This window comes from Bradyrhizobium sp. STM 3562, assembly GCF_045571435.1.
GTDB lineage: Bacteria > Pseudomonadota > Alphaproteobacteria > Rhizobiales > Xanthobacteraceae > Bradyrhizobium.
Map to the genome: position 1 here is coordinate 3,352,041 of NZ_CP120694.1, position 25,662 is coordinate 3,377,702.

Annotated in this window: 28 protein-coding genes and 1 pseudogene; 24 read left to right on the top strand and 5 right to left on the bottom strand. The window is 61.9% G+C overall.

Features of this window, described 5'->3' with window-relative positions:
* The first annotated feature begins 7 nt into the window (after positions 1-7).
* The 8 genes from gspG to P6U23_RS15405 all read left to right on the top strand — a co-directional run bounded on the left by gspG (position 8) and on the right by P6U23_RS15405 (position 5,250).
* Positions 8-517: a type II secretion system major pseudopilin GspG gene (gspG, locus tag P6U23_RS15370; protein ID WP_407180555.1), complete on the top strand. Its 510-nt coding sequence runs from the start codon at positions 8-10 to the stop codon at positions 515-517.
* Positions 518-523: 6 nt separating this feature from the next.
* Positions 524-982 (top strand): Tfp pilus assembly protein FimT/FimU, encoded by a 459-nt coding sequence (locus P6U23_RS15375; RefSeq protein WP_407180556.1) that lies wholly within the window; start codon positions 524-526, stop codon positions 980-982.
* Positions 960-1,367, top strand: coding sequence for a type II secretion system protein J (locus P6U23_RS15380; RefSeq protein WP_407180557.1), 408 nt, complete (start codon positions 960-962; stop codon positions 1,365-1,367). The genes P6U23_RS15375 and P6U23_RS15380 overlap by 23 nt, the downstream gene beginning before the upstream one ends.
* Positions 1,364-2,086, top strand: coding sequence for a type II secretion system protein J (locus P6U23_RS15385; protein ID WP_407180558.1), 723 nt, complete (start codon positions 1,364-1,366; stop codon positions 2,084-2,086). Before P6U23_RS15380 ends, P6U23_RS15385 begins: the two co-directional genes overlap by 4 nt.
* Complete coding sequence (locus P6U23_RS15390) at positions 2,083-2,973, top strand: general secretion pathway protein GspK (protein ID WP_407180559.1); 891 nt, start codon at positions 2,083-2,085, stop codon at positions 2,971-2,973. Before P6U23_RS15385 ends, P6U23_RS15390 begins: the two co-directional genes overlap by 4 nt.
* A 287-nt stretch (positions 2,974-3,260) precedes the next feature.
* On the top strand, positions 3,261-4,052 hold the full coding sequence (locus tag P6U23_RS15395) for a PilN domain-containing protein (protein ID WP_407180560.1): 792 nt from the start codon (positions 3,261-3,263) through the stop codon (positions 4,050-4,052).
* Positions 4,049-4,609: a type II secretion system protein GspM gene (gene gspM, locus P6U23_RS15400; RefSeq protein WP_407180561.1), complete on the top strand. Its 561-nt coding sequence runs from the start codon at positions 4,049-4,051 to the stop codon at positions 4,607-4,609. The genes P6U23_RS15395 and gspM overlap by 4 nt, the downstream gene beginning before the upstream one ends.
* Before the next feature lie 5 nt (positions 4,610-4,614).
* Positions 4,615-5,250, top strand: coding sequence for a hypothetical protein (locus P6U23_RS15405; RefSeq protein ID WP_407180562.1), 636 nt, complete (start codon positions 4,615-4,617; stop codon positions 5,248-5,250).
* Here the strand turns inward: P6U23_RS15405 and P6U23_RS15410 are convergent.
* Entirely contained in the window at positions 5,247-5,738 is a 492-nt protein-coding gene (locus P6U23_RS15410; protein WP_407180563.1) for a prepilin peptidase, read from the bottom strand. The two genes, P6U23_RS15405 and P6U23_RS15410, sit on opposite strands and share 4 nt — an antisense overlap.
* Positions 5,739-5,992: 254 nt before the next feature.
* Between P6U23_RS15410 and P6U23_RS15415 the strand changes: the two genes are divergently transcribed.
* From P6U23_RS15415 to P6U23_RS15440, 6 genes are all read left to right on the top strand, one after another.
* Entirely contained in the window at positions 5,993-6,781 is a 789-nt protein-coding gene (locus tag P6U23_RS15415; protein ID WP_407180564.1) for an EfeM/EfeO family lipoprotein, read from the top strand.
* Positions 6,778-8,151: a cytochrome c peroxidase gene (locus P6U23_RS15420; protein ID WP_407180565.1), complete on the top strand. Its 1,374-nt coding sequence runs from the start codon at positions 6,778-6,780 to the stop codon at positions 8,149-8,151. Before P6U23_RS15415 ends, P6U23_RS15420 begins: the two co-directional genes overlap by 4 nt.
* Before the next feature lie 387 nt (positions 8,152-8,538).
* A complete protein-coding gene (locus tag P6U23_RS15425) occupies positions 8,539-10,608 on the top strand; it encodes an alkaline phosphatase family protein (protein WP_407180566.1) in 2,070 nt (689 codons plus the stop codon).
* 322 nt (positions 10,609-10,930) lie between these two features.
* Positions 10,931-11,428 carry a hypothetical protein gene (locus P6U23_RS15430; protein ID WP_407180567.1) on the top strand — a complete coding sequence of 166 codons (498 nt, stop codon included), beginning with the start codon at positions 10,931-10,933 and terminating at the stop codon, positions 11,426-11,428.
* 183 nt (positions 11,429-11,611) lie between these two features.
* Positions 11,612-12,097, top strand: coding sequence for a hypothetical protein (locus P6U23_RS15435; RefSeq protein WP_407180568.1), 486 nt, complete (start codon positions 11,612-11,614; stop codon positions 12,095-12,097).
* A gap of 114 nt (positions 12,098-12,211) precedes the next feature.
* Positions 12,212-13,513, top strand: a complete 1,302-nt coding sequence (locus P6U23_RS15440; protein WP_407180569.1) for a hypothetical protein — start codon at positions 12,212-12,214, stop codon at positions 13,511-13,513.
* 70 nt (positions 13,514-13,583) lie between these two features.
* Here P6U23_RS15440 and P6U23_RS15445 read toward each other — a convergent pair whose 3' ends face one another.
* On the bottom strand, positions 13,584-13,883 hold the full coding sequence (locus P6U23_RS15445; protein WP_407180570.1) for a helix-turn-helix domain-containing protein: 300 nt from the start codon (positions 13,881-13,883) through the stop codon (positions 13,584-13,586).
* A 34-nt stretch (positions 13,884-13,917) separates the two neighbouring features.
* Positions 13,918-14,403, bottom strand: coding sequence for a hypothetical protein (locus tag P6U23_RS15450; RefSeq protein WP_407180571.1), 486 nt, complete (start codon positions 14,401-14,403; stop codon positions 13,918-13,920).
* Between the two features lie 219 nt (positions 14,404-14,622).
* On the opposite strand from P6U23_RS15450, the gene csgH reads away from it, so the two are divergent.
* The 8 genes and pseudogenes from csgH to P6U23_RS15490 all read left to right on the top strand — a co-directional run bounded on the left by csgH (position 14,623) and on the right by P6U23_RS15490 (position 22,688).
* Positions 14,623-14,925 carry a curli-like amyloid fiber formation chaperone CsgH gene (gene csgH / locus P6U23_RS15455; protein WP_407180572.1) on the top strand — a complete coding sequence of 101 codons (303 nt, stop codon included), beginning with the start codon at positions 14,623-14,625 and terminating at the stop codon, positions 14,923-14,925.
* A gap of 122 nt (positions 14,926-15,047) precedes the next feature.
* Positions 15,048-15,410: a hypothetical protein gene (locus P6U23_RS15460; protein ID WP_407180573.1), complete on the top strand. Its 363-nt coding sequence runs from the start codon at positions 15,048-15,050 to the stop codon at positions 15,408-15,410.
* Between the two features lie 42 nt (positions 15,411-15,452).
* Positions 15,453-15,791 (top strand): curli assembly protein CsgF, encoded by a 339-nt coding sequence (locus tag P6U23_RS15465; protein WP_407180574.1) that lies wholly within the window; start codon positions 15,453-15,455, stop codon positions 15,789-15,791.
* Positions 15,792-15,818: 27 nt separating this feature from the next.
* The gene (locus P6U23_RS15470) at positions 15,819-16,706 is read left to right on the top strand and encodes a CsgG/HfaB family protein (RefSeq protein ID WP_407180575.1); all 888 of its coding nucleotides are present in this window, start codon (positions 15,819-15,821) and stop codon (positions 16,704-16,706) included.
* A gap of 785 nt (positions 16,707-17,491) precedes the next feature.
* The gene (locus tag P6U23_RS15475) at positions 17,492-18,892 is read left to right on the top strand and encodes a selenium-binding protein SBP56-related protein (protein WP_407180576.1); all 1,401 of its coding nucleotides are present in this window, start codon (positions 17,492-17,494) and stop codon (positions 18,890-18,892) included.
* Positions 18,893-18,895: 3 nt separating this feature from the next.
* Positions 18,896-19,564: pseudogene (locus P6U23_RS15480) on the top strand (hypothetical protein).
* Positions 19,565-20,035: 471 nt separating this feature from the next.
* Positions 20,036-20,701 carry a phosphoribosyltransferase gene (locus P6U23_RS15485; RefSeq protein ID WP_407180577.1) on the top strand — a complete coding sequence of 222 codons (666 nt, stop codon included), beginning with the start codon at positions 20,036-20,038 and terminating at the stop codon, positions 20,699-20,701.
* A gap of 814 nt (positions 20,702-21,515) precedes the next feature.
* The gene (locus P6U23_RS15490) at positions 21,516-22,688 is read left to right on the top strand and encodes a succinylglutamate desuccinylase/aspartoacylase family protein (protein WP_407180578.1); all 1,173 of its coding nucleotides are present in this window, start codon (positions 21,516-21,518) and stop codon (positions 22,686-22,688) included.
* A 183-nt stretch (positions 22,689-22,871) separates the two neighbouring features.
* Here the strand turns inward: P6U23_RS15490 and P6U23_RS15495 are convergent, their stop codons facing one another.
* Together P6U23_RS15495 and P6U23_RS15500 are read right to left on the bottom strand one after the other, a co-directional pair.
* Positions 22,872-23,090, bottom strand: coding sequence for a ChaB family protein (locus P6U23_RS15495; protein WP_407180579.1), 219 nt, complete (start codon positions 23,088-23,090; stop codon positions 22,872-22,874).
* A gap of 18 nt (positions 23,091-23,108) precedes the next feature.
* Positions 23,109-23,525 carry a DUF3775 domain-containing protein gene (locus P6U23_RS15500; RefSeq protein WP_407180580.1) on the bottom strand — a complete coding sequence of 139 codons (417 nt, stop codon included), beginning with the start codon at positions 23,523-23,525 and terminating at the stop codon, positions 23,109-23,111.
* 153 nt (positions 23,526-23,678) lie between these two features.
* Here P6U23_RS15500 and P6U23_RS15505 point away from each other — a divergent pair, with 153 nt between their 5' ends.
* Positions 23,679-25,034 (top strand): nicotinate phosphoribosyltransferase, encoded by a 1,356-nt coding sequence (locus P6U23_RS15505; protein ID WP_407180581.1) that lies wholly within the window; start codon positions 23,679-23,681, stop codon positions 25,032-25,034.
* Positions 25,031-25,657, top strand: a complete 627-nt coding sequence (pncA, locus tag P6U23_RS15510; protein WP_407180582.1) for a bifunctional nicotinamidase/pyrazinamidase — start codon at positions 25,031-25,033, stop codon at positions 25,655-25,657. Before P6U23_RS15505 ends, pncA begins: the two co-directional genes overlap by 4 nt.
* Positions 25,658-25,662 lie beyond the last annotated feature (5 nt).

The window sequence follows — 25,662 nt, forward strand, 5'->3', positions numbered from 1 at the left end:
CCTGATCATGAAATCGCTCAGAACCATTGGCGCATCGTTCGGGGCGCGCCGGCAGCAGGAGACGCTCCGGGACAGGAGCGTAGAGGATGTCGGTCAGCAGGGCTTCACGCTGGTCGAAATGCTCGTGGTGATCGCCATTATCGGTCTCATCATGGGGCTGATCGGTCCACGCGTCCTCAACTATCTCAGCGAGTCCAAGGTCAAGGCTGCCAAGATTCAGCTCCAGAGCTTTGCGAGCGCGCTCGACCTGTATTACCTCGATGCCGGTCGCTATCCGTCGAGTGCGGAAGGTCTCGCCGCGCTGGTCCGGCAGACTCCCGGTGTTGTCGCCTGGAACGGACCCTATCTGAAAGGCGGCAACGTTCCCAACGATCCCTGGAATCACCCCTACATCTATCGTGCGCCCGGCGAACACGGCCCCTACGACATCATGTCCTACGGCTCCGACGGGCAGGAAGGCGGTAGCGGCATCGCCGCCGACATTTCGCTCGAGAACACGGCCGCCAGAAATGAATGACGAAGAATGAATGACGTTGCCCAGCGTGGTTTTACGCTGCTCGAGATGGTGTGCGTGCTCGCCATCATCGCGTTGCTGGCCGCCGTGCTGTTGCCGTTCATCCCGCGGGAGACAACGCGGTCGCGGTTGCAGGCCTATGCGCTGGAGACTGCAACCCTTCTGAAAGCCGATCGCAACGCGGCGATCAGCCGTAGCGCCAGCGTCGCAACGCTCATTGATGCGCCTGATCGCGTGATCCACTCCGGTGCGTCGCGAATGACCATCCGGATCCCGGACGACGTCCGTTTCGACGCACTGCTGCCGGAGACTTGTCAACGGCAGGCCGCGCTGTCGACCATCCGCTTTTTCGCCAATGGCAGCTCGTGCGGCGGCACGATCGCGCTGACGCGCTTCGACGCGGGCTATGAGATCCGCGTCAACTGGCTGACTGGAAGGGTCGAAATTGTCTCGCGCGCTACCAACTGACCGCGGCGATGCCGGCTTCACCATCATCGAGGTGCTGGTGGCGCTCGCGATCGTGGCCGTCTCGATCGTCGCGATCGGCTCGTTGATGGCGGGCAATGCGCGGGGCGTGCGATCACTGGAGCGGCACGTCGGGCTGATGCAGGCTGCGCGCACATTGATGGCCGTCGGGATTCCGCCGCGCGCACAGCTTCGTCCGGGTACGTTGACGGGACAGCTCGAAGGGCATTCTTGGACGATCGATGTCACGCCGCTCGGCGGTGGCTGGACGGTCGATTCCGCCGATACCCCCTGGACTCCCGAACTCGTGAGGATGCGGGTCAAATCGGCCGCCGGCGCGGTATCCGATATTCGCACTGTTCGTCTCGTGCCGAGGCCATCCGAATGAGCATCGGGGCGGGTGCACACCACGAAGGCGAGCGCGGCTTTACGCTGATCGAGACCATCGTCGCCTTGGCGTTGATGGGGCTTCTGCTATCCGCCCTTGCCGCCATTACCGCGCAATGGCTGCCGAATTGGAATCGAGGCTTCGGCCGCATTCAGCGCAGCGAGTTGATCGGGATAGCGCTGCAGCGCATCAGCGCCGACCTCGCGGCCGCCGAATATGTTCCGCCCAACCGGGACACGCGCCACCCGCTGTTCGATGGAACCGAATTGTCGGTCATGTTCGTGCGAACGGCGATGGGGCCGAACGCAGGCCCTGGGCTCGACATCGTGCGGCTCGGCGAGACCCGCGACCAAGGTGAATTCGTGACGGTGCGTTCGCGGGCGCGCTTCACTCCGCTGGCGGCCGGAGTGTCGTTATCCGAACAGACCCATTTCGGTGACCCGGTGGTGCTCTTGCGCGCGCCGTATCGTCTGTCGTTTGCCTATGCGGGCCCTGATCGCATCTGGAAAGCCGCCTGGCGGGACGCCGACAAGCTGCCGGCAATGATCAAATTGACGATTCGCGATGCGGCGAGCGAGCGTGTCCTGTCGGTTTCGACCATCGCGGGCCTCCATGTCCAGGTGCCCTTTGATTGCACGAAGGCCGACGGCAAGTGCGATGACGACAAGCCGGATACGGGCGATAGCGCGCGAGCCGCGGGGCAGGGAGCAAAACGATGAGCGGAGACGACGCCGGCAGAATCCCTGCGCAGCGCGGCTTCGTCATCGTCGCGGTGCTTTGGATCTTGCTGGCGCTCTCGGCCTTGGCGATGGTCTTCGCTGCCTATTTGTCCGCATCAACGCGCGAACTCGCCATTAGCGATAGCGCACTGAAGGCCGAGGCGTTGGTCTCCGCGAGCGTCGAACTTGCGGCCTATCAGTTGGCACTGGCGGGGGACAAGGAGCGGCCGCCGCAAGGATCATTCCATTTCGGCATGGATGACGCGAATGTGCTTGTCACTTTCACATCCGAAGCGGCTCGCGTCGACCTCAATTTCGCGCCGAAGGAGGTGCTGGCCGGCCTGTTCGCCGTGCTTGGTGCCAGCAAGGATGCGGCAAATGAAGACGCCGACCGGATCATTGGCTGGCGCACCCGTCCCGTGTCAGGCGGCACTAATGAGGAAGAGGCGCGCTACAACGCCGTAGGCTATTCGCCGCGACAATCACTGTTTGCGCACGCCGATGAGCTTGCGCTTGTGGTCGGCCTGCCTCCGGCGCTGGTTAAACGCGCGCTGCCGTTCGTGACGGTGTTCAACGGATCGCCTGATGTCGATCCCACAATCGCGGCCCCAGAAGTCCTCGCCGCGCTCCCGGACACCGGAGCCGGCAAACCTCAGGATCCTTTCAACGCAGGAACGGTGGCGGGACCCGCGCAGGCCATGAGCAACGCGCCGACCGCAAAGAGCGCGTGCTATCGGATCGAGACATTGATCAGTTTCAGAGGCGGCCGCCGCACCGCCTCGGAAGTCGTGATCGCGCTCGGCGACCAGGTTGAGCCCTTTCGCATCCTGTCCTGGCAAGACGATGTGCAGCCCCGGCATAGTCCGCCCCGGCGGGGGAGTTCGTGATGTCGATGATTTCCGAGACGAGGCAGCTCTTCGATCAATGGACGGCGTCGGTCGCGCGCGGTATCGATACCGCGGCGGGCCGGTTTGTGCGTTCGCCGCGGATCCTGCTTGACGAAAATGCCGACGGGACGTTCACGGCCAGAACCACCTCGGTGAAGAATGGCGGGAGCTTGGCGGCTTTCGAGTTCCGGCTGGAGGACCGCAAGCCGCAGCCGTCGCTGCCCGCTGATTGGAAGACTGCATTCCGCGGCAGCCGCGTCGAAGTGGGATTGCGAGTTGATCACGTGATGATCCGCGCGCTCGATTTCCCGAGCAGGGCTGGCGATTTTCTTGATGGCATGATCCGGTCGCAGATCGATCGCCTGACGCCATGGAGCGCGGCCGACGCCGTCTTCGGCTGGAGCCCGCCGGTTCCGACGGCGAACGACCGGATCGAGGTGGCGTTCGCCGCGACATCGAAGTTGAAAGTGAGGCCGCTCGTGCAGTTCGTGCAGGCGCTCGAGGCGGCCGCTGTCGCGGTCCACGTTGCGGCAGAGGCGGGGAGCGGGCTGCCGGCGCGGATTACGCTTCTCGATCAATCGCTGCGCGGTGTGGTCGGCCTGGCCGTGAACGTGCCACGTTTGTTGCGCGTGACCTTGCTTTCGGCTGGCGTCGCCGCTGCTGCATCGCTTCTTGTCGACACCTATCTCGGCGGCTCGCTGCAATCCGAGCTGGAGGGCCTGCAGCACCGGATCGCGCAGCGTCGCGCCGCGCTGCGCCTGGATGCGAACGGCGCAACGTCCGGCTTTGGCCTGCTGGCCAAGCGCAAGCAGACGACGCCGTCAAGCGTCATGGTGCTCGATGCGTTATCACGGATCTTGCCGGATTCCACGTATGTGACGGAGCTGCGGATCGAAGGCGACAAGGTGCAGGTCATGGGCATGACCCAGGATGCGCCATCCCTCATCCGTCTGATGGAGCAGTCGCCGCAATTCACCCGGGCCACGTTCTTTGCGCCGACCACTCGCGCGGCTAACGAAGCCGGCGAGCGCTTTCATATCGAGGCTCACATCACTCCCTACTTCGGATCTGGCTCGTGAACATATTGTCTGCATCGGCCAAAGCCGTCACATCATCACCGCTGCCGGCGACAGCGACCTATGTCGCCCTCTTCCTTGCGCTGCTGTTGACGTTGGTGACGACCATTACCGATCTCATCGATCAGCGCAGCGACGTTGCGGCATCGACCGCGATGCTGGAGCAGCTAGAAGGCCGTAAGCCCGCCGTCAGCGGCGTAGGCGGCGACACCACGGCGCCCTCAGGTTCGCCCTACCTTGAGGGTGCGACAGTGACGGTCGCTGGAGCTACGCTGTTGCAGCGCGTGGCCGGCTCGGTGATGAAATTCGGCGGCAATGTGTTGTCGACCCAGCTCGACGTGCCCAATACCCCCGCGAAGGCCGGGTTCATCAGCATGATCGCAAGCTGCGAGATCGAGCAGCCGCAATTGCAGCAGGTGCTCTACGACATCGAGGCGGGCATGCCGTTTCTGTTCATAGACCAACTGGTGGTGCAGACTCCCGTGAACGGCTCTGAACCCGAGAAGGGGAAGTTGCGCGTGTTGCTGGGCGTCTCCGGACAATGGCGGGGGGCAAAGTGATCAGGATGAAACCGAATCGTGCAGCCGTTGCATTGCTGGTGTTGTCGGCCCATTCTGTCGCCGCGGCAACGTCGGCGATATCCACCGATAGCCTCGATGCCGGTCTTCTCGACGAGACCCGGCTCGCCAGGCCAGCCGGTGCGCCGTCGGTGCCGGATGAGCCGGTCACGACAGTGCGCGTTGCGCCGCCGCGCGCACCGGAGCGGCCTTCCCTCAGCGCCAACCCGCTGTGGGGCATTCCGCTTTCGCAACTGTCCGCCACGCGCGATCGTCCGATTTTTTCACCTTCGCGGCGGCCACCGCCCCCAGTCGCCGCTGCCGAACCCGTCGTCGTCAAGGCTCCGCCGCCCCGGAAAAAAGACGTAACACCGCCTCCGCTTTCGCTGGTCGGCACGATTGCCGGCGAGGATGAAGGTTTCGGCATCTTTCTCGATCAATCGAGCAAGACCGCGCTGCGGCTGAAGCTCGGCGACGATTACCAGGGCTGGAAGCTGCGTTCGATCCGAGGTCGCGAGGTGACCATGGAAAAGGACGAACAGGCGGCCGTGCTGAGCTTGCCGGAGCCGGGCGGAGCGGACGGCGGCGAGGTCCACCTGGTGCCGGTCAGCGCGGTCAATGTGCCGGTCGCGCGGCAGCGCTAACCTATTCCGATCCAGCGCTGAGCGACCAGCGTCAGCAACAGGCCTGCTACCAGAAATGGGCCAAAGGGCAGGGAGGTCTGGCGCGTCATTTGCTGTCCGGCGAGTTGGAGGCCACCGGCGGCAGCGAGAGCCGTGAGAGCGGCGATCACAAGCAGGGTGGGAATGCCGGCAATCCCGACCCACATCGCCGCGGCCGCCAGGAATTTGACATCGCCGAGCCCGAGGCCGTCGGTTTTTCGCCACAAGAAGTATAGCCGTCGCAACAGCCAGAAAATCGCGCCTGCAGCGATGCCTTCGCCGATTGTCTCGATGCCGTCGGCTGGGCTGCCCGCAGCGACCGCTTGGGCAAGGCCAAGCCCGGCAATCAAAAAATTCAGCCCGTTCGGAATGATGCCGCGGCGGAGATCGATGAGCGCGATCGCGCCGCAAAGTACAGAGAGCAGCAGGTAAAGGCCGAAAAACCAGGGAGCTTCGCTGTTTGTCGCCATATGAATTGAGTTGATCCGCGAGCCAAGCCCATCTCTTGGACGACGAGCCCCATCCCTTCAAGAGATTGTTTTCGGCCGCACGAGGAGCAGCGCACTTGCGCATTGTGTCATCCACAAGAACACTCCGCCAGAAAAACTCGCTTCGTTCGGCGGAAATGCATGACGTGAAATCGTCTCGTCACAAAACGGCATACTAACCCGACAATATTACCCGCCGCTTCAAATGATGAGCACTCCGCCTTGGGGGGCGGACAATGATGATCAAGGTAAGAGCAGCGGCGCATCTCGCCGCGCTGGGGCTTTTGTTCGCCGCGAATCCGTCGAGCGCCGCAGCGCTTGATGATGCAGTCGAACGGTATCGGCCATACATGGTCGAGGGCATCGGCGATGCGCTGACAGGCGCGCGGGCGTTGCGCGAGCGTGCCGCTGCAAAGGATCTTGCTGGCGCGAAGAGAGCCTGGATTTCCGCACGTGCGGGCTGGGAACGCTCGGAAGTCTTCACCGCAGGCTTTGTTCCCGAGCTCGACGCGTTGATCGACGCCTGGCCCAATGCGAACAGCGGCTTCCATGCTGTTGAGGCACGACTGTTCGGCGCAGGCAGGACAGACGTTGACAACGACGCCGCCGCATTGGTCGGTCATCTCGACGATCTCTATGGAAAGCTCCACGATATGCCACTCACGCCGCAAGGTCTGCTCAATGGCATCGTTCGCCTCGCGTACGAGGTCGGTGAAAGCAAGGCTGACGGCGGCGAATCCCGGATCAGCGGTACGTCGCTCGACGACATGCGCAACAACGTGGCCGGTATCGAGTTCGCCTATCGCACGATATTCGCGGATGCCTTGCGGGCGGCCGACGGCGGGCTCGCCGATACCGCGTCGGCCAAGATCGAACAACTTAAGACGATCGTGGCGGCGCCAGATCTGCCGCATGTCGACATACACAAGCTGCGTCGCCTCAGCGAGGAACTCGTGATCGTGTTGCAGGCTGGATCGGCCAAACTGGGCTTGCAGCGGCCCACGCTGGAGGCTCAGTCGCGATGATCGGTCGTCAAGCCATCGGCGTGCTCATATGCAGCCTACTGGTCGCCGGGCTGCTTGGCCGGGCAGTGGCCTTTCCGGTCGACGGCGACCAGACCGTCTTGCCGGCCAAGACCGAATTTAACGAAGACGCGCTGGATAGGCCGCGCGAAGTGTTTCGGTCCGAACTCGCGGGCGGCAAGTCCTATCTCATCAGTCTCGGCAATCTGGCGTTCAATTCCTCCGCAATACTCGGCGGTGTTGCGCGGCAGGCCAGCGTGAGCTGCGGGACATGCCATGTCAACGGCGCCGGCAACGCCAAGTTCTTCATGCCCAAGATGTCGACGCGGCCAGGGAATTTCGATACGACCGGCCCGTTGTTCAATCCGAAGGCCAACAACTTTGTGCTCGACCCTGTGAGGATCCCGAGCCTGCGCGGCGCGCGCTATCTTGCACCTTACGGACAGGACGGGCGCATGGCATCCCTGCGGGATTTCGTTCGCAACGTCATCGTCAACGAGTTCGCAGGGCCAGAACCGTCGCCTGCCATTGTCGATGCCATTGTTGCTTATATCCAGGACATCGATTTTCTGCCAAATCCGAGTCTCGGTCCGGGCGGACATCTAGTCGGCAATATCAGCGATTCGGAGCGCCGCGGAGAGCTGCTGTTCTCCAAGCCGTTTCCTCATGATCCGGGCATGAGCTGCGCCGGCTGCCATGTTCCGTCGGGAACATTTGTCGATCACCAGCAGCATGATGTCGGCTCCGGCGGTCTCTTCAAGACGCCGACGCTGCGCAATGCCGACTTCAACGCGCCATATTTCCACGACGGCCGCTACGATACCTATGATCAGGTGGTTGCACATTTCGATCGCGTCTTCGATCTCGGCTTGTCGGCTCAGGATCGCAAGGATCTGGTCGCCTATCTCACTGCCGTTGGCGATGGCGCTCAGCCTTACGAACGTGAGGGTGCCGGTGCGACTTTGACGGAGATCAATGACTTCAACAACGTGCTGGCAACGGCGATCCCCGCCCAGGACAAGGACATCGTTGCGCTCGCCGTCGACACGATCGGCAATGAACTGCGTGAATTGACCGAGCAATATCCCGATCGGAAAAATACCAGTGTATCCGGCGGCGAACAGGAGCGCGTGCTTGCGCGTAACGCGCTCAAAGAGCTCGTGCTTATATTGCGCCGCATCGACATGGAGGTCGGCGATGGCCGAAGCTCCGATGCTGCGGCGGATTACAAGAACTATCGCTCCTTGATGGCCGCGGCGGTTCCGGCGCTGCTCGCAGGCGCGGAGCGCTGGTCGTTGTTCAATCCGCAAGTGCACGATGCGCATTACGCTGCGCTGCGTCAGGTCCTGCAGTCGCGGCATACGTCGCGCTAGAGCATTCCAGCGTCCTGGGAATCGGAACTTGATCTCCAAGAGCATCGCGCCAGCGATGCCAGTGGTCACGCGCTCTGCGGCGTGGATTGTTGGGCCGTCCATCCGCGAAAGGCGATGCATAAAGTAGGACCGAAACACCTGTTGCGCGGCGTTATTCCTCGGTCGAAGGAAATCGTCAGAGCGCCATGCACGGGGCTGAGGTCGTAAAAGCGCATCGACTCGCGAGCAGCCGGACATGATCGGTGTTGTTGCTACTCCGCAGTAAGTTGCGAGCGAAGCGTTGTTGATTGCGGCGACTTTCTTTCGCGCTTTCACAACAACGATAAGCCTGCGTCATGTTGACACACTACACACGCGACGCTAACCGCAAACTCTCTGGGGTCGACAATGACTTTCAATTTGAAGAAGAGGTGGAGAACCACCACTGCGCTGTGTGCTGTCTCGACGCTGGCGATCGTGACGGCAGCCTATGCAGGCTCCTATCCGAATGGCCGCAGCACTTGGGATACGCGTGCGCATCCTAACCGCTATGCCGTGATCCAGAATATATTCTCGAAGATCCAGGCCGATACCGACAAGGCCAACAAGAGCAAGGATCCGACGGAGACGATCAAGACGGCATCGCCGATCAAGCACGTTATCATCCTGATCGGCGAAAACCGCGGGCTGGATCACACCTTCGGTGTCTACAAGCCGAAAGGAAAGGGGCAGACCATCTCCAACCTGCTGTCGAAGGGTATCGTCAACGAGGACGGCTCGCCTGGTCCAAACTTCGCTCAGGCGCAGCAGTTCTCGGTCGCGGCGCAGCCGTCGTACTACATCGGTGCTCCCGCGATCGGCAAGTCGCCCTATAACGCCACCAACGCAATGCCACAGCCCAACACCAACGGGGCTCCGAGCGCGCAGAGCGATACCGGCGCTCCGTTCAAGACGATCGCAGAAGCGAGCGTCGAGAAGGACATGGATCCGAGCGACCTCGACATCCTGACCACTGGAGCGACCGGCCTTGCGACCGGCGTAACCGATACCCGCGTGCCGGGCGCGGGCAGCCTGACCGGGCCGTATCCGCTGCAGGGCCCGCAGATCAGTGACGACGATTACACTGGCGACACCACGCATCGCTTCTACCAGGACTGGCAGCAGGAGGATTGCAGCGCGGCCAGCGCGACGAAGTCCAACAACTCCGGTTGCTTGAACGACCTGTTCCCGTTCGTGATGGCGACCTACTCGTCGTCCAACAAGAGCATGGGCAACTCCATGGGCTTCTACAACGCCGAGCAGGAGCAGGCGCCGATCTTGAAGATGCTGGCGGACCGGTTCACTCTGGGTGACAACTTCCATCAGTCGTTCCATGGCGGCACTGGTGCCAACCACTTCATGCTTGGCACTGGTGACGCGGCCTATTGGAGCGACGGCAAGGGCAATCCGACGACACCGCCTGCGAACGCGATCGCGAACCCGAATCCGGTTTCTGGTACCGTCAACCGCTACACAGTTGACGGCAACTTCAGCAATTGCGCTGACGTGTTCCAGCCGGGCGTGAAGCCGATCGTGAGCTATCTGGAAAATCTGCCCTATGCGGCGGAGCCGAACTGCAAGCCCAACCACTACTACATGCTCAACAACGTCAATCCTGGCTATCTGCCGAACGGTGCGTTGTCGGGCGGCAGCAATCTGCCGCCGTCGTCGGTGCGCAACATCGGCGACGCTTTAAACGAGAAGAAGATCGCCTGGGCCTATTACGGCGGCGCCTATAACGACGCTGTCGCGCTCTCGAACGCTGCCGTCGCGGCGAACCCGAGCAACCCGAACCTGTCGACCGCGGCGCTCGCCGATCCGGCTCACGCGCTCGGCGCGGCCTACTGCCAGATCTGCAACCCGTTCCAGTATGCGACCTCCATCATGGCCGATCCCACCGTGCGGCAGGCGCATATCAAGGATACTGCCGATCTGATCACGGCGATCCAGAACAACACCCTCCCTGCGGTGTCGTTCGGCAAGCCGGATGGTCTGCTCGACGGCCATCCGCAGAGCTCGAAGGTTGATCTGTTCGAGGCCTATGTGTTGAACGTTCTGGGCGCCCTCGACGCCAATCCGCAGTTGAAGGCGGAAACTGCGGTGTTCGTCACCTGGGACGAGGCTGGCGGTTATTGGGATTCGGGTTACATCCAGTCGATCGACTTCTTCGGCGACGGCCCGCGCATCCCGATCCTGGTCCTCTCGCCGTATTCGACGGGCGGCAAGGTCTACCACAATTACAGCGATCATGTTTCGCTGCTGAAGTTCATCGAGCGCAACTGGGGTTTGCAGCCGCTCACGAACCGCAGCCGCGACAACCTGCCGAACCCGACCTTCACGAAGAACAACCAGTATGTGCCGACCAACAGCCCGGCGCTCGCTGACCTGTTCGACGCGTTCGACTTCAGCAAGCCGGTCAACATTTCCTACACGGAGTGATCGACCCTGATTGTCACGATCTGATCGTGATTTGATTGACTTGGCGCCGATCGGGCCGAATCGCCCGGTCGGCGCTGTCCACGCAGGCGCAGGGGTGCGGCCGCGTGTCGCGTAATGAGTATTGAATATGGAGATGCCCAGAGTTTGGATAGCCGTGGCGCGATGCGGGGCACGGTGGTGCATGCTCGCCCTGATAAGCCTTTTGCCGAGCGCAGGGGCTTTCGCCGAGGGGCAGCAACCGACATTTTCCGCCAAGCTTGTGATCAGACAGGGTAATGCCTCGCCCGCGCCCGCAGGCCAAGTGCTCGTCTCCGCCGAGAAGGTGCGGATCGAGACGCCGGATTTGCCGGATGGTTTCTTCCTGATCGATGCAGCGAAGCCGAGCGCTTATTTCGTCCGGCCCGCCACGCGTGTGTACATGGAAGCGCGCCAAACCAGCCGGCTTACCCGGCTCTTCGTGCCCGTCGATCCCGATGATCCCTGCCGCCGATGGCAAATGATGGCGCAGCTCGCAGGTGTGACAGAGCACAACGATTGGCATTGTGAGCGCCTCGGCGAGGAGACGATCGGTGGACGAAGCGAGATCGCCTATCGCGCCGTCTCCGGCTCGGGCGATCAATTGCTCGGCTGGATTGACCCCCTGCTCAAGTTTCCGGTGCGGGTCCAGACGAAGGACGGCACCGTCATCGCCATCGACGACGGTCGGGAGGAGATGCGGTCCACATCGCTTCTGGAACTGCCCTCTGACTTTCGGAAGTTCGATCCGGCGATGATCGTTAAGCAGATCAAACAGAGCGATGTTTGGGTCGAGCCGCGTTAGCGCAAAGGCGCCGAGTGCCGTGACTGTCCTAGGCGTGCGAAAGCTTTGATACGCAGGTCTACGCTTAGACGCGAGCGGTGCGCCTTCAACGATAACGGTGTCTCTATCGCGCCGAAACGGGGCCGATCAGTGTGCGCGCACGTCCTGTAATGTGCCCGTCATACTCGTGAGGGAAGAGACAGATTGGTACGTGCCGGCTGGGCATGTAACACGCAATGGCTTTGGGTAATGGACCGATACGGTTATTCGATTTTTTGTGACGATATTCGCAACGAGCCAGGGGGCAAGCTCAGCTTCATCGGCTGCTACAATGGCGTGATCTTCATCGCGGGCCAGTTTCCCCTGGTGCTTCCAAAACTCTGCGTGCACACGCATATCTTCTCGCCGGCGTCGCGGCCGTTCAAGTCGATTGCCGTGCGCTGCTATCTCCCCGGCGGTGACAGGCCCTTTGCCGAGGAGCCAATCGAGACGCCAAAATCGAGCGAACAGGCCGATTTGGTCGCTAATCTCAGAACCGATACAGGCGCGCCACTCTACATCGTCGCCGCGACGAGCCTGATTTTCACGCCGTTGGAAGTGCGCTGTCCTGGCCTCATGCGCATAAGGGGCTTTATCGACGCCGAACAGGAAGTTCGGCTCGGCTCGCTGCGCATTGAGCATGCGCCCTGATCTGGCCCTCAGGTCTGTCGTAGCCACGCGCTTGTTGCCCAGTGCGCATGAGATCAGCGCATGTCCGATCGCGGCTGTCATTCGCCCGTTAGGTTAACAATGGTTTAACGCGCGGTGAGGGCGGCGATCCCCGCCGGCCCCGCTTTGGAAAACAAGGGACTACGTTCCATGAAAACGACGATGACTGCCCTGGCGCTCATCCTGGTGAGCGCGCCGGCGGCCTACGCCGCAGGTTCGCTCACCAATGAATCCTTCATCGAGCAGATCGGCAGCGGGAATGACGCGACGATCACGCAAAAGAATGGCAACAACGGCCAGGCCACCTTTCAGGCAGGTAAGAAGAATTCGGTCATCACCGATCAGGTGAGCAAGCTTGCCGGGGGCAAGAACACCTCAGGCAATGTTCAGGTCGGCAAAGGTAACACTGCTTCAACCGGGCAAACCAACACGCCTCCAAACTCGCAGTTCACGACGGCGACGTTTACCAACAACTCGTTCAGCGGACAGTATGGTACGAAGAACGACGTCATCGTCGACCAGTCCGGCGGCAAGAACAGCCAGGGTGCCTTGCAGGTCGGCAAGAAGAACGTGGCGGGCGTGGCGCAGTCGGACACCAGCGTCACGGCTGCTTCCGCTACCCCGGTCGGCGGTGCCAACACCTCGTTCACAGGTCAGTTCGGCAACAAGAATACGGCCGCTGCAATCCAGACGAGCGCCGACGGCACCGGCAGCGGCGGCCAGTTCGAGACCGGCCACAGCAATGCATCCGCCGCGGTGCAGATTGGTGACAAGAATGAAGCGGGCACGCAGCAGACCTCGGTCGGCGGCAGGGCGCAAGGGCCGAGGAATGTCGCGGCGACGGTTCAGGTCGGCCACGGCAATCTCGAGACCACGACACAGGGCGGCAGCGTTGCCGGCGCATTCGGCGCCACGACTGAAGACCAGGTGGCGAACTATACGAACGCCTCGTTCTTGAGCCAGGTCGGCACCAAGAACGTTGCGCAGATCGATCAGGAGAACGGGGCGAATACTCAGGCCACGTTCCAGGTAGGTGCGAAGAACAACGCGACGATCGATCAGCAGACGCAGACCTTCGGCACCGGAAACGGCGCGAATAATGCCGTGACGACCCAGATTGGCACGAAGAACATGGTCAATGTCGGTCAGTCGATGGCCGTTCCGCTGGCGCTGGGTAACAACAACTCGTTGATCACTCAGATCGGTGGCTCCAACGTCGTGAACGCTGCGCAAAGCGTTGGTCAGCAGGCGGTTGCCGGCAACAACACCCAGGTTGCGCTGCAAGTTGGTACCGGCAACTCGCTCTCGCTGGTGCAGGCGACCGGCGCGAACGTCACGAACACCTCCTTCACTGCACAGTACGGTTCGCACAATAGCGCATCGGTATCGCAGAGGTGACGAAAGCAGGCGGCGGGCCCAACGTCCGCCGCCTGTCTCTTCAATCCCGGAATAGCCGGACCTCTCGCGGTCAGTCGTTCGGCAGTTTGGGTGCGATGATCCTGACCGGCTGATAGCCGACGGTTGATGTTGTTGGCGCGATGTTCTGTCCCAGCGTGCTTTCGGGGCGGCGCAATTCGAGCGTGATCTCCCGGTCCAGAGCCCAGGCGATGTCTGCAAGGGAGCGCAAGGTTATTTCGGCTTCGCCCGATAATTGACGATTGATCTGCGATCGGGCGGTCTGCAGTCGCCGGGCGAGCTCCTGCTGCGTCAGGCCGGCGCGCTTCTCTTCCGTGATCGCTTTAAGGAGCTCCCGGCGCACCCGTCCCATGAACCTGGCAGCCTTTCGGGATCGTGCATCGATGTCAAACCGAAAGAACGTCATCAGGTGCAACCCCCTCTACGCAAAGCGTCGCATCGATGCCAAGTTCACGACGCAGCCGTCGGATGGCGATGCGATAACCCCGATAGAGATCATGGTCCTTTATTGTGTCAGTCCAATTTCCGAATACGGCAACGAAGCAATCCTTCGACATGAACCATCCAAAAATCCGGACGTCCGGCGTCTTCAGCTCCCAGACCGCATTGTCCTCGGCGCGGATGGCACGGAATTGCCTTGTAAAGACGAGCTGCGCGCCGCTCAAGAACGAATAGAAGAGGTCGTCGATCTGTTCGGCCGCGGACATGTGTCCGATGCGGCGAGGAGGCTCGGCGCCGTCAAGCACCTGCCGCAGCCAGTCCACGAACTGCGGCGTGCCGTACAGCAAGCGAAGCGGCTGATCGCGTGGCGCAAGATCGAGTTCGATCTTTACGATCGCGCCACTGGTCACGAGATCTGAGATGGTCGTCATGAACCCAACGATCAATGCTCAAGCGAGATGCGAATCCGCTCAATTGGCGTTGCGGGATTTCATCCGGCTATTGCGCCGCATTTATGGATATCAGCCACGCGTAAGTGAGGGGCGATCATCGTGGCGACGGCCTGATTGTCAAAAAAGGGCAAAGAACGGTCGATAGTTTCGCCGCAAAGTTCCGCACCCGCGGTCCCTTGATGAGGTGGAAGTAGTCCGATGCAGATGGCGGCGACTGCTGCGATAGAGTGTACGATTCGCGCCGAGCCGGACAACAAATCCCTGCGGCTCGCGGCCGTCGCGCGCTCCGCTACCGCCGTCAGTGGCCGCTACGACTTCCTGATCATCAAGCGCAGCGAGACCGGAAGCAGCAAGAACGTACAGAGCGGTACCTTCATTCTGCAGGGCGGCCGGGAACAGGTTCTGACGACCGTCGCCCTGGACCGCTCCGCCATCGGCCATTATCGCGCCGAGCTCGCTCTTCAATCGGACCATGAGAGGTTCACGTGCACTTCACCTTAAGACCGCGGACGTCGCTTCGAGCCGGGCTGGCTGCTATCGCGATGGTCGGCTGTTCGCCCGCGTTCGCCGAGTCGGCTTACATCACGCAGGTGAATCCGGGCGCGACGAGCACGACGCCAGGAATGCCGTCGCAACCGGTTCAGATGATCCCGGCCGCTGCCTATGCGCCGCATCAGGCGGCTTTCGTTCCCACGCCTGAGACGACGCGTCCTGCGCGGAATGGAAACGTTGCCGAGACGATCCAGATCGGAAGCTTCAACCGTGTATCGCAGTCGCAGTCGGGCGGAAACAATTTTTCCAATGTCGGCGTGATCGGCGGAAAGGACAACAACGTCGGTGTGTGGCAGGCAGGCCGGGACTTCTCGAACCTGAACCTGATCAACACGCAGGGCCTTTCCGTTGCCGTCATCCAGCCGCCTGGTGCCGCGCCGCTGAACATGCTGATTGCGCGGCTCCCCAATGGAGGCCTGTTGGTCAAGCGATGACAATTTCGGGTCAGAACCCAGTATCAGTCGAGGTATGTTATAATGCGTAAGATTTATTGGATCATTCCAGCCATCATGGCGCTGGGCTTCGCCGGACAGTCGGCGGCCTTCGCATCGGAGATGGTTTATCACCCCGTCAATCCGACGTTCGGCGGCAATCCGCTGAACGGAAGTTCTTTGCTCTCCCAGGCTCAAGCGCAAGGCGAGGGCGTCAAGTCCGGCTCGCAAGGTCCGGATCTCTCCGGCCTCAGCAGCGCGCTGAGCAATCTTGGTTCTGGCGCGGTGATTATCGGCGGCAATGGAACGGGATCGACAAGCAGCGGGAGCAGTAGCACCAGCGGTACGACGACCACCAACGCTGCCCGCAGTCTCGTTCCTTAGCGGAAGCTGCGCTGGATTTTCAAGCACATGAGCAGACATTTCTGGAGCATCGCCGCGGTTGCGATGCTCTCCCTGAGTCTGGCCGGCTGCATGAGCGGCTCGGCCAAGGATCCCATGGCAAAGCCCGCCACGCTCGTGCCGGACACGAAGACGGGGCTGGTCCTCGAGAACCTGCCGCCGCCGCGGCGAAAGCTTGACGTATCGGTCTATAACTTCCCCGACCTGACCGGGCAGAACAAGCCGAACGACAACTTTGCCGAATTCTCCCGCGCGCTCACGCAGGGCGCGAGCGCGGTCCTGATCGATGTGCTCACCAAGGCCGGAGGAGGAGCGTGGTTCAACGTGGTCGAACGGAACGATCTGCAGCCGCTCTTGCAGGAGCGCCAGATCATCCAGAACACGCGGACCGCTGCCGAGGGCGACAAGGCACCCATGCTTCCGCCGCTGCGTTTCGCGGGCGTGCTGCTGGAAGGCGGCATCATCGGCTATGACAGCGACGAAACGACGGGAGGTATCGGCGCCAACTATCTCGGGATCGGCGCCGACACCCAGTACAGGCAGGACATCATCACGGTCGCGCTGCGCGCGGTCAGCGTGCAGACCGGGCGCGTGCTGGCCTCCGTCACCACCACCAAGACGATCTATTCGGTACAGGTTCACAGCGCTGCCTTTCAGTTTGCGGCGGTCGATCAGCTCCTGCAGGCCGAGCTCGGATTCACCAAGAACTCTCCAGCGACGTTGGGTGTGCGGGAGGGCGTGCAGCTCGCGGTCTATGCCCTGATCTTTGAAGGCGTGAAGAACCACCTTTGGGAGTTCAGGGATCGCGGGGCCGGCGAAGCGTTCATGCGTGAACTGGACAAGCAGCGTCAGGCCGCTTTCATTCACCCCAGCGCGACGGATACGCCGAAGAGCTAGCACCGAGCCGGCACGAGCTTGGCCCGATTTACCGCGCCGGGGATCGTGACTGCTGGGTGGCCGTGTAGCAGGCTTGTGATGAGGCGGCGTTCTGGGCATTGCAGGTCTCGGGCGTCGCCGGCGGTGAGGCTCCTCCGGACGGGGTGGCTGCGGGAGCCCCGACTTCGGGCGGCGGCTTGGTCTGAATGACGTTGCCCGGGGCCACATGGCCGCGCGATTGCTGGATATAGACTTCAGAGGCTGCCATCGTCGGGAGGGGCGAGGATCGCGGCTCGGGGGGACCCAAGAGGGCAGCGGAGAGCGCCGCCATGGCCGCCCACACTGCTGGCTGACTTGGTACCATCCGCTTGCTCCTGGCGCATTTCATTGCACGACCGTACGGCGGTGACATAGGGCGCATTGTCTTCGGTTTGATGACGCGCGATGAGCAGAACGCATTGCGTGATCCTGCCTCCACAGCTTCTCCTTGTGGCGCTCAAGTCTATCGCTACCGGGCAAACAGCCAAACGCCTTATCCCGGCACCGGGTCGCCCGCTCAATTCGTCGTAATTGCCGGGTCATGCTCCGTCCGTTGGGAGGAAATTATTCCGCGCGGGCAGGGCGGCAGAGCCGTCGGCTGCTAGGAACCCTGTGCATTGCATCATCGGAAGACGATTCCGGCGAAGTCGCCCGTGATCACCGGGCAGGTGCGCGGCGCTCCCCAAGAAGTCTACACAAGTGCCTATATATTGGTGCTGGCGTCTCAAGCCATGCTGGCACAAGCCAGCCAACCGGGAGGCAGTACCATGACGATAAGGCCAGACCCAACCTTCCACGCATCGCCGAAGCTCGCGATGGAAGCTCCGACGGAGAACTTCGCCTACACTGTCTTGCTGAGTCCGGATTTCTCCAAGCCCGATGCGCTCGCCGTCATCGACGTGAAGCCGGGCTCGCCGCACTACAGCCAGATCGTTCACACCGTGACGATGCCGAACAAGGGCGACGAATTTCATCACTTCGGCTGGAATGCGTGCTCGTCGGCATTGTCGCCGCTGTTTGGGCACGCCTTCATCGAACGACGTTACCTCATCGTGCCCGGTCTGCGATCCTCGCGCATCTACATCATCGACACCAAGCCCGATCCCACGCAGGCCCGGATTCACAAGATCATCGAGCCCGAGGAGGTGTTCAAGAAAACAGGCTACTCGCGGCCGCACACCATCCACTGCGGACCGGAAGGCATTTACGTGAGCACGCTGGGCGGCAGGGGCAAGGACGGTACCGATGGGCCTCCGGGCGTTTTCCTCATGGACTGCGAGACGTTCGAGGTACTCGGGCGCTGGGAGCTCGATCGCGGTCCGCAGAAGCTGCATTATGACTTCTGGTGGAATCTGCCGCGCGACTACATGGTGACGAGCGAATGGGCGCTCCCGCCGCAGTTCGAGAACGGCATCGTTCCGGAAGATCTGCTGTCGAACAAGTACGGCCACCGACTCCACTTCTGGGATCTGAGGGAGCGGCGGCACGTTCAAACCCTCGACCTCGGTGCCAACCATCAGATGGCGCTCGAAGTGCGGCCCGCCCATGATCCCGCGCGCGAATATGGCTTCGTCGGTGTCGTGGTCGATACGACCAATCTTGAGGGCTCGATCTGGACCTGGTGGCGCGAGAACGGAAAATTCCATGTCGAGAAGACGGCAACGATTCCCGCCGAGCCCGCGCCGAAGGAGAAGCTTCCACCGCTGCTCCAGGGCTTCGGTGCCGTGCCGCCGCTGGTGACCGACATCGATCTGTCGATGGACGATCGCTTCCTTTATGTCGCCTGCTGGGGCACCGGCGAAATGCGTCAGTACGACGTGAGCGATCCCCACAAGCCGAAGCTTGCGGGCTCCGTGCGCGTCGGCGGCATCGCGAACCGCACGCCGCATCCGAACGGCAAGCCGTTTGCGGGCGGTCCGCAGATGGTGGAAATCAGCCGCGACGGCAAGCGGGTCTATTGGACGAACTCGCTGTACTCGACGTGGGACGACCAGTTCTATCCGGACGGCATCCCGGGCGTCGAAGTGATGGCGAACGCCGGTCCAAGCGGAGGCCTCGAACTCGCCGCGGATTATTTTGTCAGCTTCCCTGACGGATATCGGGCCCATCAAATCCGGCTTGAAGGCGGCGACTGTTCGACCGATTCCTTCTGCTATCCATCGGCCTGACAATTGAGCGGCGCGGATTGGACGCCGGCCTGGCTTTGGCTGGCCGTCATAGCGAGCGGCCTCTATCACGGCATCAGTCCGGGAATGGGCTGGCCGCTCGCCGTTTCGGCTGGGCTCATGGAGCGAAGTCCGCGCGCGCTGTTCGCGGCGCTCGGACCGCTCTCGGTCGGCCATCTGCTGGCGACGTTGTTGATGCTGCTGCCGTTCGTGCTGCTGCTGGTCCTTGCGGAATGGCAGCATCAGATCAGAACCTTTGCGAGTCTGCTGCTCATCGCCTTCGGCATCTTTCGGCTCTTCAACCGGCGCCACCCGCGCGCGCTGGCGCGAATACCGCCGGCGCAGCTCGGCCTCTGGTCGTTTGCGATCGCGCTCGCGCATGGCGCGGCGTTGATGCTCGTGCCGATCTATCTCGGTCTGTGCCAGGCATTGGCGCTGGATACCGGCCACGAAGCGGCCGGCGCGCTCATGGGAGCAAATCTCGGAATGGCGGTGCTGGTTGCGATGATCCATGTCGCGGCGATGATCGCCGCCGGCGGCAGCATGGCCTAGGCGGTTTACCGCTATCTCGGGCTGAAATTTGTTTCGCTTAGCTGGTTCAATCTCGAAGCAGGTTGGGCCGCGAGTCTCATCCTGGTCGGTGTTGCTGCACTCGCTTTCAACCTCGCGGACTAGCGCGGAAACCGGCTCGGTCAGCGAGCGATTGAGTGTCGCTCCACAATGGGCTTCGGACGCCAACCTCAAGCCGCCTTGGTATCTTCCGGCGCTGCAACAAAAGGCGACGATGGATGCTGACGATGCGCTCGAGGCCACCGCCCAGATCAAGTGCAGGGCCAGGCAAAATCCGCCGCTCTGCGGGCAAAGCGTGCCGCGACAGCCGGCCGGCGTTGCGCTCAGCGGCGTCACGCTTAGATAAACCTCCGGTGCCGGCCTGCAGATCGGGTGTTCGCCGCGACAGCGGGCGGCGCGGCGTTCGGCCGTGGAAAATCGAGACAGGGAAGTCGCACCGGTTTCTTGAACTTGTCGACGCGGCTGCCGTGCCGAACGCTTATGGCCGGTCGGAACCTTGGAAGCTTGATGCCAGTCCATCATGACGTTTGGCAGCGCCGATAGTCTCACCCCAGTTCGCGAAAGGATGGCTTCGCCATGCTGTTTCAGAACCGAACCGATGCGGGCCGGCAGCTCGCGCAGGCGTTGCTCAAATACAAGGACCGGCATCCGGTCGTCCTGGCGCTGCCGCGCGGGGGCGTGCCGGTCGCTGCCGAGGTCGCGGCAGCGCTCGAGGCTCCGCTCGATCTGCTGCTGGTCCGCAAGATCGGCCTGCCGGATCAGCCGGAGCTCGCGATGGGGGCGGTCGCGGATGCTGAAGAGCCGATCATTATCCGCAACAGCGACGTCATCGAATTGTCCGGCATCAGCGCGAAGGGGTTCGATGCCGTCTGCAAGGAGGAGCTTGCCGAGATCGCGCGCCGGCGCAAACACTATCTGGAGGATCGGCCGCGGTCGGCGGTGAAGGATCATGTAGCCATCGTGATTGATGACGGCGTCGCCACGGGGGCGACAACGCTCGCGGCGATCAGGACGGTTCGGGTGCGGCAGCCGAAAGAGCTGGTGCTTGCGGTTCCCGTCGCGCCACTCGACACCGTCGAGAAACTGCATGCCGAGGTCGACGCGCTGGTCTGTCTGGACACGCCCGAAGATTTTGGAGCAATCGGTTATTTCTACCGCGATTTTCATCAAGTCAGCGACGACGAGGTGATTGCAACGCTCAAACGATTTCCGGCGAACAGGACACAGGCGCCGCAGGGGTAGTGCACTTTCGGGTTCGGCACCCCCGTGGTTCGAGACGGCGCGTTGCGCCTTCTCACCATGAGACTTTGAGAGCGCCACACGTCATGACCTCATCGTGAGGAGCTTGCGAAGCAAGCGTCTCGAAGGACGGGCCACAGCAAGAGCGCTTCCGCGAGTCCTCGTTCTCGCGACGCCATTCGCATCCGAGTCCTGCAACATCCTTGTCCCTCCGGAACATCGAGGGCGCAGGGAAGGCCGGGTGGCCGCATGCACCCGGGGCCCCCGCGCGAAAAAGCTGCGCGAGGTGCGCGTTGACCACAGGTACAGGCGGTAATCACACCGACCTTCCCCGCGCAGTGGTTTACGGCTTACTTCGAGCTCTCCTCGGTGAGCCAGACTTTGTTGTCACCGTCGTCAGCGCGATGCGCAAAGCGCATCGCCGCGAACTTAGCGCCAGCCTTGGGGCGCCAGGACCACACGACTTCGCCGTCCGCGTCGCGCACTGCTCGTCTGTCAGTGCCGGCGCGTCCACCGCATCCGCAAGCCCAACGTTCGTGACGATCGCGAAACGCCCCTCTTATTGGGCCGGGACACGCTGAGTAATCACCGATTTCTGAAAAAAAGAAAGTGGAATATTTTTCGCGTGAGATCTGGACGACCCAAATCAGCTTGAATTGTCTCGAGAAATTCGTTTTTGCGCGCGGGCGAATTCGGGCCGTCGGCGTTGACGCATTCGCAAAGGCGGCTCGTGACCCCGAGCCGACCTCCTGGCTGAATTTGTGATAGCCTGTGTCCGGCTGGCGGTAAGGACACCTGACGAGAAAGGGTCTCCGCAATGTCTAACGATCAGGGACCGGACAGCCTTAATCGCCGCAACTTCATGGTCACCGCAATCGGTGCCTCAGCCGCGCTCGCGGCCAGCGCTGACGCCCCGGGTACGCGGGCAGCAGCTTCATCACGAGGGACCGCTTTTACCGGAGACACGATAGACGGAAAGAAGATTGTCAGCGCGCTTGACATCAACGATCTAGAGCCCGGCAAGAAGCACCTTTTGTATTTTCAAGGCGTTGAGATGCCAACCGGACAGCACTGGTATGTGTCTGTGACCGTCGCCAAGGGAGCAAAGCCAGGCAAGCGCGGCGTCCTGACCAGTGGCGTGCACGGCGACGAGGTGAGTTCTGTGCATACGGTCCAGACCGTGATGAGCCAACTCGACCCGGCGCAGATGTCGGGCACGGTGATGGCGGTCACGGACGTGTCCCGCCCGGCCCTGGAAAGCATGCAGCGCAGATGGCCCAACCAGGGCAGAGGCATCGATCTGATTGATATGAATCGGGAGTGGCCCGGCAACGAGAACGGCGCAACCGCACCCAGCCGACACGCTGGGCTTCTGTTCAACCGGCTGCTGCGGCCAAACGCCGACTTCGCGATCGACTTCCACACAGGGACAACCGGATTCGAAGTCACCGCATTCAATATTGGCGGCATGGATGTGCCCGAGGTCAAGGCGATGGTGGAGCTCTATCCCGTCGGCCAGATCTTCGACAATCATGTGTATCCCGGTGTCCTGCACAACGCGTTTATGGACGTGGGCATCCCCTCCTTCACGCCGGAAATCGGCGCTGCGCGCGTCCTCGACCTTGAGATGATCTCGCTCTTCGTGGAAGGCACAATGAACGTCCTCAAGCATCACGGCATCGTTGCCGGGCCAATGGGACGTACAGGCAAGGACGTGGGTGTCTTTGTCGGCAACAGCGCGTACCCGATCCTGGCCACCGCGGGAGGTCTCGTTGAGCATCTGGTCAAGCTCAACGACAAAGTCAAAGCCGGACAGAAGGTTGCCATCCAGCGCGACAGCTTTGGCGAGGTGGTTGCGGAGTATACAAGCGGCGTGGACGGAGAGATAACGGGCCAGCGCAGCGATGCAATGTCCGAGCCGGGCAATCCCTTGGTATTCATCCTTTTCAACAAGCCAGGGCGGGAGGACGTTCAGGTCTATCCCGAGTAGTGCCGCATCGAGCTCAAGGCGGTAACGCGATTTTCACGAGTGGCCGTTCACGAGGTTCACTCGTCCTAGTCAATGTCTCCGACTGGCCCATAGCGTCATTTCACGGCGACACAGCACTTCGATCGCTTCCGGAGCGAAGCAGGTATTGTTCAGCGCTACAGGGCGATTCTCCAGGCATACAGCCTAATGAACATTCTGCTGCGGCATCCAGTACTCGCCGACTTTCACGTAGGATCGTTTGACCGCCGCCCAGGCCGTGCGATGGGCGATCTCCTCCTGCCGCACGTCTCCTGAGTGCGAGGCGAAGGCATGGTTGAAGGCTTCGCGGTAAATGTCTTGCGCGTGCGGCGGCAGGTGGCTGCGGACGGGCGGGGGCAGGTCGTCGTTGGAGCGATAGGGCATGGTCGTCGCCTCGCGAGACTAAACCGGCTGTTCGAACTCTTCCGGCGAGTGGCCGAAGGTTGAAAGACTCTCCTCAAGATAGTCACCGAGCAACGGGATACCCAAGAGATACTCGGCCGTCCGTCTGTTATGCGCGCGCGAGGCCTCGGCGCGCAGGTCCGGCCAATCGTCGAGACTGCCATCGCCCCGGCCGAGCCACGTCAAGGCCACGAGATCGACCTGCTCGTCCTCGTTCAGGGAGCGAATGATGGCGGCGAGTTCGGTCCGGACGGGATCGTCAGCGTGATCCTCCAAGACCGACAGCATGGCGTCGTCGCTTGCATTCGAGCCGGAGTCGGGATCGGTGACCACGTCCTTGACGTCGAACTGCCGGGCTTTGGCGAGGATCGCGGCGACCTTCTCCAGCGATATCGCAAGATCCGGGATTTCTTTCATGTTCGACCCCCCAAAGGCATCCATTTGGCGCATCATAGCCGTGGCAGGGCAGGTGCTTGTTGATGAAGGTCAAATGGCGGCTTGCCAGAGTTCCGACAAGGTGAACCGATCGGCCGGTTGGCGCTTGACCCGGGACAACGCCGAGGATCGCGGATGGAACCCGTATCGAGCGCCCTCCTGACCGACCTGTACCATCTGGCCATGATCCAGGCCTACCTTGAGGCCGGCCAGACCGAAATCGCCGTGTTCGAATTCTTCGTTCGCAAGCTGCCGCCGCAGCGCAGCTTCCTCATGGCGGCGGGGCTGGAGCAGGTGCTCGAGCGCATCGAAAGCCTGAAGTTCTCGGCCGACGACCTCGCCTGGCTTGAACGAACCGATAAGTTCAGCGCAGAACTGATCGATTATCTAGCTAATTTCCGCTTCACCGGCGAGGTGCACGCGATGCGGGAAGGCAGCCTTTTCTTCGGCAACGAGCCGATCCTGCGGGTCACAGCACCGTTGCCCCAGGCGCAGCTTCTCGAAACGCACCTCATCAACATCCTGCATTTTCAAACGCTGATCGCCTCCAAGGCCGCGCGCATGGTGCTGCTCGCGCCGGACAAGCTCCTGGTCGATTTCGGGCTGCGTCGGGCCCATGGCGCGGATGCCGGGCTGATGGCTGCGCGCGCCAGCTACATCGCAGGTTTCGCCGGGTCCGCGACCGTTCTCGCCGAGAAGGTGTTCGGCATTCCGAGCTACGGCACGATGGCGCATTCGTTTATTCAACCGTTCGATGACGAGACCGCCGCCTTCGAGGCCTTTGCTCGCGCGCGGCCGGACAATCTGGTGCTGCTGATCGACACCTACGATACCGAGGCTGCTGCGCGCAAAGTGGTCGCGTTGGCGCCGCGCCTCAACGAGGTGGGGATTGCCGTGCGTGCGGTGCGTATCGACAGCGGCGACCTGGTGGCGTTGGCGAAAAGCGTGCGCAGAATTCTGGATGCCGGCGGGTTGAGGGACACCACCATCTTCGCAAGCGGTGGGATCGAGGAGAGCACGCTCATTGCTTTTGCGCGGGAGAAAGCGCCGATCGGCGGCATCGGTATCGGTAGCAGCCTGACGACCTCTTCCGATGCGCCTGCGCTCGACTGTGCATACAAACTGCAGGAATATGCCGGCTTGCCGCGCCGCAAGCGTTCGACGGGAAAAGCGACCTGGCCCGGCCGCAAACAGGTCTGGCGGCGCTATGATGGGGATGGGCGAATGGTCATGGACATTCTCTCCACGGAGGAGGACAAGCAGGAGGGCGAATCGCTGATCCGTCCCGTGATGGCCGGCGGCCGGCGTATCGCTGCGCAGCCCTCGCTGCACGACATTCGCACGCATGCGCGTCGAGGGCTGGAGCGGCTGCCGGCGGAACTGCGCGGTTTCAGGCCGCTGGTATCTTACCGGGTGCAGGTGTCAACCGCGCTGGAGCAGCTCGCCGCCGTCGCCGATTGGAGAATGAGCTTACCGGAGTGGCCACCATGAAGATCTCGAACAAGGATGCGCTGATCGTCGTCGACGTGCAGAACGATTTCTGCAGCGGCGGCGCACTTGCCGTGCCGGGCGGCGAGAAGGTCATTCCAGCCATCAATCGCATGGCGGCAAAATTCGAGAACGTCATCTTGACCCAGGACTGGCATCCCAAGGATCACGTCTCCTTCGCCTCCAACCACACGCACAAGCGTTCGTTTGATGCGATCGAGCTGAACTATGGCACCCAGGTGCTGTGGCCCGATCACTGCATTCAGGACAGCGTCGGCGCCGAGTTTCACAGGGCGCTCGTGGTCCCTCACGCCAGCCTCGTGCTGCGCAAGGGCATCCACCGCGACATCGATTCCTATTCGGCCTTTTACGAGAATGATCACAAGACGCCGACGGGGCTCGCCGGCTATCTCCGCGAGCGCGGCTGGCAGACACTGTTCTTGGCCGGACTGGCGTTCGATTTCTGCGTTCGCTACTCGGCGGAGGATGCCCGCCGTGCCGGCTTTGACGCGGTCGTGATCGAAGAGGCGTGTCGCGGCATTGACATCGATGGTTCAATTGCCGCAACCCATCATAGCTTGAAATCGCAGGGCATTCCGGTTGTCGGCATCGAGGCCTTCTTTTGACAGGC

What these genes read in the sequence shown, in the direction of transcription:
- gspG (WP_407180555.1), top strand. Translation starts at nt 8, where the DNA reads ATGAAATCGCTCAGAACCATTGGCGCATCGTTCGGGGCGCGCCGGCAG.
- P6U23_RS15375 (WP_407180556.1), top strand. Translation starts at nt 524, where the DNA reads ATGAATGACGTTGCCCAGCGTGGTTTTACGCTGCTCGAGATGGTGTGC.
- P6U23_RS15385 (WP_407180558.1), top strand. Translation starts at nt 1,364, where the DNA reads ATGAGCATCGGGGCGGGTGCACACCACGAAGGCGAGCGCGGCTTTACG.
- P6U23_RS15390 (WP_407180559.1), top strand. Translation starts at nt 2,083, where the DNA reads ATGAGCGGAGACGACGCCGGCAGAATCCCTGCGCAGCGCGGCTTCGTC.
- P6U23_RS15395 (WP_407180560.1), top strand. Translation starts at nt 3,261, where the DNA reads ATGATCCGCGCGCTCGATTTCCCGAGCAGGGCTGGCGATTTTCTTGAT.
- P6U23_RS15405 (WP_407180562.1), top strand. Translation starts at nt 4,615, where the DNA reads ATGAAACCGAATCGTGCAGCCGTTGCATTGCTGGTGTTGTCGGCCCAT.
- P6U23_RS15410 (WP_407180563.1), bottom strand. Translation starts at nt 5,738, where the DNA reads ATGGCGACAAACAGCGAAGCTCCCTGGTTTTTCGGCCTTTACCTGCTG.
- P6U23_RS15415 (WP_407180564.1), top strand. Translation starts at nt 5,993, where the DNA reads ATGATGATCAAGGTAAGAGCAGCGGCGCATCTCGCCGCGCTGGGGCTT.
- P6U23_RS15420 (WP_407180565.1), top strand. Translation starts at nt 6,778, where the DNA reads ATGATCGGTCGTCAAGCCATCGGCGTGCTCATATGCAGCCTACTGGTC.
- P6U23_RS15425 (WP_407180566.1), top strand. Translation starts at nt 8,539, where the DNA reads ATGACTTTCAATTTGAAGAAGAGGTGGAGAACCACCACTGCGCTGTGT.
- P6U23_RS15445 (WP_407180570.1), bottom strand. Translation starts at nt 13,883, where the DNA reads ATGGGACGGGTGCGCCGGGAGCTCCTTAAAGCGATCACGGAAGAGAAG.
- P6U23_RS15450 (WP_407180571.1), bottom strand. Translation starts at nt 14,403, where the DNA reads ATGACGACCATCTCAGATCTCGTGACCAGTGGCGCGATCGTAAAGATC.
- csgH (WP_407180572.1), top strand. Translation starts at nt 14,623, where the DNA reads ATGCAGATGGCGGCGACTGCTGCGATAGAGTGTACGATTCGCGCCGAG.
- P6U23_RS15460 (WP_407180573.1), top strand. Translation starts at nt 15,048, where the DNA reads ATGCCGTCGCAACCGGTTCAGATGATCCCGGCCGCTGCCTATGCGCCG.
- P6U23_RS15465 (WP_407180574.1), top strand. Translation starts at nt 15,453, where the DNA reads ATGCGTAAGATTTATTGGATCATTCCAGCCATCATGGCGCTGGGCTTC.
- P6U23_RS15470 (WP_407180575.1), top strand. Translation starts at nt 15,819, where the DNA reads ATGAGCAGACATTTCTGGAGCATCGCCGCGGTTGCGATGCTCTCCCTG.
- P6U23_RS15475 (WP_407180576.1), top strand. Translation starts at nt 17,492, where the DNA reads ATGACGATAAGGCCAGACCCAACCTTCCACGCATCGCCGAAGCTCGCG.
- P6U23_RS15485 (WP_407180577.1), top strand. Translation starts at nt 20,036, where the DNA reads ATGCTGTTTCAGAACCGAACCGATGCGGGCCGGCAGCTCGCGCAGGCG.
- P6U23_RS15490 (WP_407180578.1), top strand. Translation starts at nt 21,516, where the DNA reads ATGTCTAACGATCAGGGACCGGACAGCCTTAATCGCCGCAACTTCATG.
- P6U23_RS15495 (WP_407180579.1), bottom strand. Translation starts at nt 23,090, where the DNA reads ATGCCCTATCGCTCCAACGACGACCTGCCCCCGCCCGTCCGCAGCCAC.
- P6U23_RS15500 (WP_407180580.1), bottom strand. Translation starts at nt 23,525, where the DNA reads ATGAAAGAAATCCCGGATCTTGCGATATCGCTGGAGAAGGTCGCCGCG.
- P6U23_RS15505 (WP_407180581.1), top strand. Translation starts at nt 23,679, where the DNA reads ATGGAACCCGTATCGAGCGCCCTCCTGACCGACCTGTACCATCTGGCC.
- pncA (WP_407180582.1), top strand. Translation starts at nt 25,031, where the DNA reads ATGAAGATCTCGAACAAGGATGCGCTGATCGTCGTCGACGTGCAGAAC.